The 6,908-nt window shown below is 61.4% G+C and carries 7 protein-coding genes; 1 reads left to right on the top strand and 6 read right to left on the bottom strand.

Features of this window, described 5'->3' with window-relative positions; genetic code table 11:
• On the top strand, positions 1-548 hold a 548-nt coding region (locus PXK01_RS17195), incomplete at its 5' end, for an aldehyde dehydrogenase family protein (protein WP_274861056.1).
• A gap of 54 nt (positions 549-602) precedes the next feature.
• Here PXK01_RS17195 and PXK01_RS17190 read toward each other — a convergent pair.
• The 6 genes from PXK01_RS17190 to PXK01_RS17165 all read right to left on the bottom strand — a co-directional run bounded on the left by PXK01_RS17190 (position 603) and on the right by PXK01_RS17165 (position 6,818).
• Positions 603-1,457: a phosphodiesterase gene (locus tag PXK01_RS17190; protein ID WP_274861054.1), complete on the bottom strand. Its 855-nt coding sequence runs from the start codon at positions 1,455-1,457 to the stop codon at positions 603-605.
• Positions 1,454-2,284, bottom strand: coding sequence for a metallophosphoesterase (locus tag PXK01_RS17185; protein ID WP_274861052.1), 831 nt, complete (start codon positions 2,282-2,284; stop codon positions 1,454-1,456). Before PXK01_RS17185 ends, PXK01_RS17190 begins: the two co-directional genes overlap by 4 nt.
• 66 nt (positions 2,285-2,350) lie before the next feature.
• Positions 2,351-3,598 (bottom strand): ABC transporter substrate-binding protein, encoded by a 1,248-nt coding sequence (locus tag PXK01_RS17180; RefSeq protein WP_274861051.1) that lies wholly within the window; start codon positions 3,596-3,598, stop codon positions 2,351-2,353.
• A 118-nt stretch (positions 3,599-3,716) separates the two neighbouring features.
• Positions 3,717-4,679: a carbohydrate ABC transporter permease gene (locus PXK01_RS17175; protein WP_274861050.1), complete on the bottom strand. Its 963-nt coding sequence runs from the start codon at positions 4,677-4,679 to the stop codon at positions 3,717-3,719.
• The gene (locus PXK01_RS17170) at positions 4,676-5,659 is read right to left on the bottom strand and encodes a carbohydrate ABC transporter permease (RefSeq protein ID WP_274847115.1); all 984 of its coding nucleotides are present in this window, start codon (positions 5,657-5,659) and stop codon (positions 4,676-4,678) included. Before PXK01_RS17170 ends, PXK01_RS17175 begins: the two co-directional genes overlap by 4 nt.
• 1 nt (position 5,660) lies before the next feature.
• Complete coding sequence (locus PXK01_RS17165; protein WP_274861049.1) at positions 5,661-6,818, bottom strand: ABC transporter ATP-binding protein; 1,158 nt, start codon at positions 6,816-6,818, stop codon at positions 5,661-5,663.
• Positions 6,819-6,908: the final 90 nt, after the last annotated feature.

Genomic DNA, 6,908 nt, shown 5'->3' with positions numbered 1-6,908 from the left:
CACGCTCCAAGGCGCTCGCCCCAAACTGGCCGACTTTTGCTCCGCCACAATGGCCGAATTTTACTCCGCCGTTGACAATCCCGCCGCTGATCAGCCAGCGACAGTGCGACAGGGTGGCCAGTTTTGTGCACCGTGCCGCCGAGCAGAAACATATGGAGATCACCACCGGCGGCGCCGTGCACGATGGCCCGGGCTTCTACTACAAGCCCACCGTCATCGCGGGCGCCCTGCAAGGCGACGAGATCGTCCAGCGCGAGGTCTTTGGCCCCGTGGTCTCGATCACCCGCTTCGGCGAGGATGACGATGTGATTTCCTGGGCGAATGACAGCCAGTATGGCCTGGCCTCCTCGGTCTGGACCGGCGACATCGGCCGCGCCATGGAGACATCCGCGCGGCTCCAGTATGGCTGCACCTGGATCAACACCCACTTCATGCTGACCACGGAAATGCCGCATGGCGGGTTGAAACAGTCCGGCTATGGCAAGGACATGTCGATGTATGCGCTCGAAGATTACACGGCCGTGCGCCATATCATGATCGCACATTAAGACACAGTTGGCGCGCTCTGCCGGATGAAGGGCAGGGCGCGCCAGGTGACCCTGTCACAGGTCACTGAAGCCCGGATGAGACATCTCCAGCTGATAGCGAACCGGGTTCTCTCCATCGGGGGCATGGAGCGAAAATGCCGGGGATCTGTTCGTGAAATCGTGCATATGCACCGTCACGCTGTCCTCATCCAGCAGAACCACGCCATAGGCGGGCGCTTCAAGGGTGCCGGGAATGCGGCTCTGCCCCGGGGTCAGATCCAGCGCCACCTGATGGTTGAGCCCGCGCATGCAGGAAAAGCTGATCCCCCGCCAGTTGCCGAAGATCGCGCGATGGATATGGCCGAAAAACAGGTGCCGGATACGGTTCTTGTGCGGGGCGATGACATCGTGGAAGGCGCCTGCGTCCAGCATCATGATCCGGTCCATCGATGAGATCCCGACCGGAAATGGCGGGTGATGCATGAACAGGAATACCGGCGCATCAGTGCTTGAAAGCTCTGTCGCCAGCCACTCCAGGCGCGCAGCACAATAGCCTCCGGCGTGGGTGCCAGGGCTTTTGGTATCAAGACAGATGGCCCGGCCAAAGGGCGTGTCGAAGGCAAATTGGACAAAGCCGTGCCGATCGCGCGGCGCATCCGGAAAGTGATCCGCAAAGGCCTGCGTGTCATCGTGGCTGCCGACCATCAGGTGCAAGGGCATCGTCAACTGGCTGATTTCAGAACGAAAACTCGAATAGGCGTCGGCGTCGCCCCAATGGGTCATGTCGCCGGTCAGGACAACAAAGGCGGCATCGCCGTGTTCGCGGTTGATGCTGTCCACCGCCAGGGCCAGCCGCCGGGCCGGGTCTGTCCCAAAAAGCGTCCTGCCCCCGCCGATCACATGGGTGTCGGTCAGATGGATGAATTTCATTCTGCCGCCTCGGTCGGTTTGGCCCAGTCTTCCCAACCCGTTCCTGCGGTCATCACCGGCCCGTCCCAGGCAAAGGGGATCTGGTGGATCGTCGTGTCCTGCCCATCGATCAGAACCACGCAATAGGCCGGGGCCATCGGCGCGCCTTGCAGCAATTCGGTTTCATTGAGATCCGGGATCGACTGGTTGCCGGTCGAGGGCACGCTGGCGAATTGCACCCCGGCAAAACATCCGTGGATGGGCGCATGGACATGGCCAAAATGGATGTAGTCGATCCGTGCGGCATGGGCTTCGATCAAGGCCTTGAAAGGGGGGCGATCCTCGGGCACCAGAGCGATCCTGTCTTCGGCGGGCAGGCCCACGGGCATCGGGTTGTGATGCAGGAAGATCCGCGCGCGGGTGCAGCCCTCCAGTTCGCCTTGCAGCCAGTCGCGACGCGCAGCGCAGAAATGGCCTGCATGGGTGCGCTCTTTGACGCTGTCGAGATAGATAAACCGCACGCCATCGATGGTTTCGCCATGATTGATATAGCCATTGCCATCCACGGGGTGATCCGGGAAGACGGTGCGAAAGGCCGCGCGGTTGTCGTGATTGCCGATCATCAGCCGCACCGGAATGGGCAGATCGCGGATGGAAGTCTTCAGCGCCTCATAGGCGGCGGGTTCTCCCCAATGGGCCAGATCGCCAGTGATCACGATACGGGCGGCATCGGGATGGTTGGTGACCACGTCCTTCATGGCTTGCGAGAACCGCATATGGGGATCGAGCCCGCCCATCTCCTCTCCGGGGATGGTCAGGTGAATGTCGGAAATATGGATGATTTTCATGTATCTATCTGCCCGAAAAAAAAAGGAACGGCCGCGCAAGGTCCCTCGCGCGGCCGAAAGTTGGAATTAGCCGTTGGGCAGAAGGTCGGCGACTTCCTCGACCAGTTCCTGCTGCAACTCCTTCATGTCGGTGGCGTCGCCGGTGACGATGCGCTCGATCCCGTCATAGATCACCTGGGTGATCGCCAGACCGTTGTCGCCCGGGTAAGCGAGCCAGTCGCGCAGCAACGGCAGCTGGTCCACGGCGGTCTGCTTGTTGGGGTTCTGCTGGTAGAAATCGGCCAGGATCACCTCGTTTGCGGCCTTGTTCGGCGGCATGTAGCCGGTGGTCTTCGCGACTTCGGCAGCACCTTCACCCGAGGTGATGAACTTGAGCCAGGTCCAGGCGGCCTCCTGCACCTTGGGATCATCCGAGGTCGAGGTCAGCAGCGCCGCGTTACCGCCCGCGGGCAGGCCTTTCGGGGTTTCCCCCATGCCGGGGAAGGGGCCGGTCACCAGTTCGAAATCGCCCTGGCTGCGCTCGACCGCGCCCAGTGCCGAGGTGGACCAGAACATCATGCCGATCTCACCGGCCGAGAAGGAGGAGAGAGCCGATTTCCACTCCAGGTTCTGCATGTCGCATTTGGTGAAGATCTCCTGCATCTGCTCCATGGCAGCCAGGGCTTCGGGGCTGTCCAGGGTCACATGGCCGTTTTCGACGATGGCCTTGTCCTGGCTCCACATCAGGGCCTGCATGAACCAGTTGCCGGTGATGTTCCAACCCCAGAAGATCGGGTTGTCGATGCCGTTGGCCTTCATGGTTTCACAGGCGCCGATCACCTCATCCCAGGTGGTGGGCAGCTCTCCGATGCCGCCGGCCTTCAGGATATCCATGTTGTAATAGCCCACCGGCAGCGAGACGGAGAAGGGCAGACCGTGCACATCGCCGCCAAAGGTCGAGAGGCTCAGCATGGCGTCGTGGTAGCCGTCCTTGGCGAAATCGGCTTCCTTGGCGATGAAGGGTTCCAGCGACTTGGCGATGCCCTTTTCCACCAGGATCTGTTGGCGGTTCAAACCCTGCATGGTGACATCGGGCAGGTTGCCGGAGACGGCTTCGCGCAGGATGGTGTTGGTGCCGTCCTCATAGCTTTCGTAAGTTGCGCGGAATTTCACGTCGATGTTCGGATGCGCTGCCTTGAAGGCGGGCATCATCGCCTCATAGGTCACGTCAAACAGGTGGCTATAGGGGTAGGCGAATTCGATGGTCACGGTGTCTTCGGCGAACACGGCGGTGGCGGACAGCGCCAGAGCCATTGCGGGAACAGTCAGTTTCATGGTTTAGATCCTTTTACTTGCCGGTCTTGGAGCAGTTGGTTTGCAGACTTGATGCTCCGGGGTTTGTCCCTGTTGGGACATCGGGAGTGGGGCCGCCCTGAAGGCGGGCGGTCCCGGTTCATTTCATGCCACTGAGGGTGATCCCCTCGATGAAGCGTTTCTGTGCGATAAGGAAGGCGACGATCAGCGGCGTGACGATCACGGTGGCCGTGGCCATCATCGGCCCAAAGAAGGATCCGTCGCCGTCGCCCTTGAATTCACGCAAGCCCAGGGGCGGCGTGAACAGGTCGCGATTGCCGGTCACCACGATGCGCGGCCAGAAGTAATCGTTCCAATGGGCCACGATGGAGAAGATCGCGAAAGCCAGCAGGGCGGGAATGGCCGTGGGCAGCATCACCCGCCAGACGATGGCGAATTCCCCCATCCCGTCCATGCGCGCCGCATCGATCAGATCATCCGGTACCGTCATGAAGAACTGGCGCATCAGGAAGATGCCGAAAACGCTGATCGTCCAAGGCACCACGAGGGCGGCATAGGTATTGGTCAGCCCCAGCTTGGTCAGCATGATATATAGCGGCAGCGCAATGGCGTGGACCGGGATCAACAGGCAGAACAGCACCAGCCCAAAGACCGCCTCGCGCCCCCAGAATTTCAGCTTGGCCAGTGCATAGGCAGCAGGCAGGGCTACCACCACCTGGATCAGGAAGATCGAGGCGGTGACGATCACCCCGTTCATAAGGTAGCGCAGCAATGGCGCCTCGGTGAAGGCCTTGGTGTAGTTGAACACCACGGGCCGCATGGAGCACTCGGCCGTGGCCTCGGCCAGAAGGGCATCCCGGATCTGGCTGTCGCTTTGCCCCGGAAACCGATCTGCGGCGGCGGCAATGTCATCGCGGTTCGGATCGCGCAGCTTGACGCAGCGCTCATCCACCATCAGCTCTTGCCGCCCGAAAAAGCCCCCTTCGCCGCGGTCGATCTCTCCCGGCGATTTGAAGGAGTAGCTGACCATCATGTAAAAGGGCGCAATGACGACGATCACGCCAAGGATCAGGATCAGATGTTTCCACCAGTCGCGGGTCATTTGTAGTGCACCTTTCGCTCTACCAGCCAGCGCTGGATCAGGGTGAGGAACATGACGAAGACGAGAAACAGCATGGTGATGGCCGAGCCGATGCCGATAAGGTTTTGCTGCACGCCCTTCTCGAAGATGGCGAACATCATCACATAGGTGGATTTATTCGGCCCGCCGCCCTGGGGCCAGAAGGCTTCGATGGTGTCGAATACCTGGAAGGCGCGGATGCAGCTGATGGTGACGACAAAGACCGTGGTCGGCCCCAGCGCGGGCCATGTGACCAGGCGGAACCGCTCCCAGGCGGATTTTGCGCCATCCATTTCGGCTGCGTGATAGAGCTCGCGGTGAACCCCTGTGAGGCCTGCAAGGTACAGCACCATATTGAAGCCGAACCCCTGCCAGATGCCGATGAAGCAGATCACCCAGATTGCGTATCTCTTGTCGCCCAGCCAGACCGGGAAGCGGTCCGCGCAGCTCTCGGCCATGAAGGGCCAGAGTGCCTCCAGGAAGGTGCCGCAGCCCATCGCCAGCGTCTGGTTGATCATCCCGATCGAAGGATGCAGCATGAACTCCCAGGCAATGGCCATGGCCAGCAGCGTTGCCATCACAGGCAGGAAATAGATCGTCTTGTAGATCTCGCGGAAGCGGCCCAGCGAATTGATCAGCAGTGCCGCGCCGAGGCCAAGCCCGACCGAGATCGGAACCACGGTGACAACATAGGTCAGAGTGGCAACGAACATCTTTTCATAGGTCGAACGGGTGAACAGTTTTTCGTAGTTCCTGGCGCCGACCCAATCAAAGCCACTGTTGCCCAGCGAATAGTTGGTCAGGGACAGCAGCCCGGCAATCAGCACCGGCGCCAGAAGGATCACCACCATCAGGATCAGGGCAGGCGCGGTCAAAGCCCAGGCCGCGCGGCGTTCCTTGCTGGCGTGATCCGTAACCGGTCTTTGCGCCCGGTCTGCGAGAGTGGTCTCGATGGCGGTCATGTCAGGCCACCTCGGAGGCGGCGGCATTCAGCTGCCGCAGCCCACGCAGTCGCGCGCCATCGGCATCAAACACCAGCGCTTTGCCTGTGTTGAAATTCAGGGCAACCGAGGTCCCAAGGGCAAGGGCAGCGCGTTGATCCGGCGTGGCGCGCAGGGTGACGCGATCTTGGCTGGCGGTCAGGGCCACCTGAACGAAGACCTCCGAACCCAGGTTCTCCGTGTGCACCACCTGGCCATGAAGCGGCGCATCCTCGCCGCCCAATCTCAGCGCCTCGGGACGCAGGCCAAGGGAGGCAACACCGCGCGCAGCCTTCGGGATTACGATGTCCAGGGGGCGATCCATCAGGTTCAGACGGCCGCCCTCGGAGATCTCGACCGGCAGGATGTTGATCTTGGGGGAGCCGATGAACTCGGCCACCTCGATATGATCGGGATCCTCATAGACCACTTCGGGGGCAGCACATTGCAGGATGCGCCCGCCCATCATCACGGCGATCCGGTCGGACATGGTCATCGCCTCGACCTGATCATGGGTCACGTAGATGAAGGTGGCCTGAAGCCTGCGATGCAGCTGGGCAATCTCGGCCCGGGTCTGCACCCGCAGCTTGGCATCCAGATTGGAGAGCGGCTCATCCAGCAGGAAGGCGGCCGGTTCCCGTACCAAGGCCCGCCCAAGGGCAACGCGCTGACGCTGCCCGCCCGAAAGCTGCCCGGGCTTGCGATCCAGCAGGTGTCCGATCTCCAGCATCCGGGCGGCGTGATCGACGTCCCGCCCGATGTCCTGCGCCATGGCGCGGGCACCCGGCATGACGCGGCCGATCAGGGGAAGCCGCTGCATCCCGCTCATGCGGCGCATCTTCAGCGGCACGGCGATGTTCTCGCCGACGCTCAGATGCGGATAAAGCGCGTAGGATTGAAACACCATCGACAGGTTGCGATCCGCGGCCCGTTGACCCGCCACCGATTGGCCCGCGATGCTGATCTCGCCCGCGCTTTGCTCTTCCAGCCCGGCGATGATCCGCAACAAGGTGGACTTTCCGCAGCCCGATGGGCCCACCAGCGAGACGAATTCCCCATCGGCAATGTCCAGCGACACCCCCTTGAGCACTTCGGTTTCCCCAAAGCGTTTGGTCACTTGATCGATGCTCAACCCGGCCATCTGATTCCTCCATCTGACGGCAATGGTGTACGCAGGGCAGCTCTCACTAATGTGACGTCATATTAGTGAGACTAATGACCGCTATGGCTG

The sequence above is a fragment of the Phaeobacter sp. PT47_59 genome (assembly GCF_028890025.1).
Lineage (GTDB): Bacteria > Pseudomonadota > Alphaproteobacteria > Rhodobacterales > Rhodobacteraceae > Phycobacter.
The sequence above is the reverse complement of the archived record's forward strand: the minus strand, read 5'-3'. Positions and strand labels throughout refer to the sequence as shown.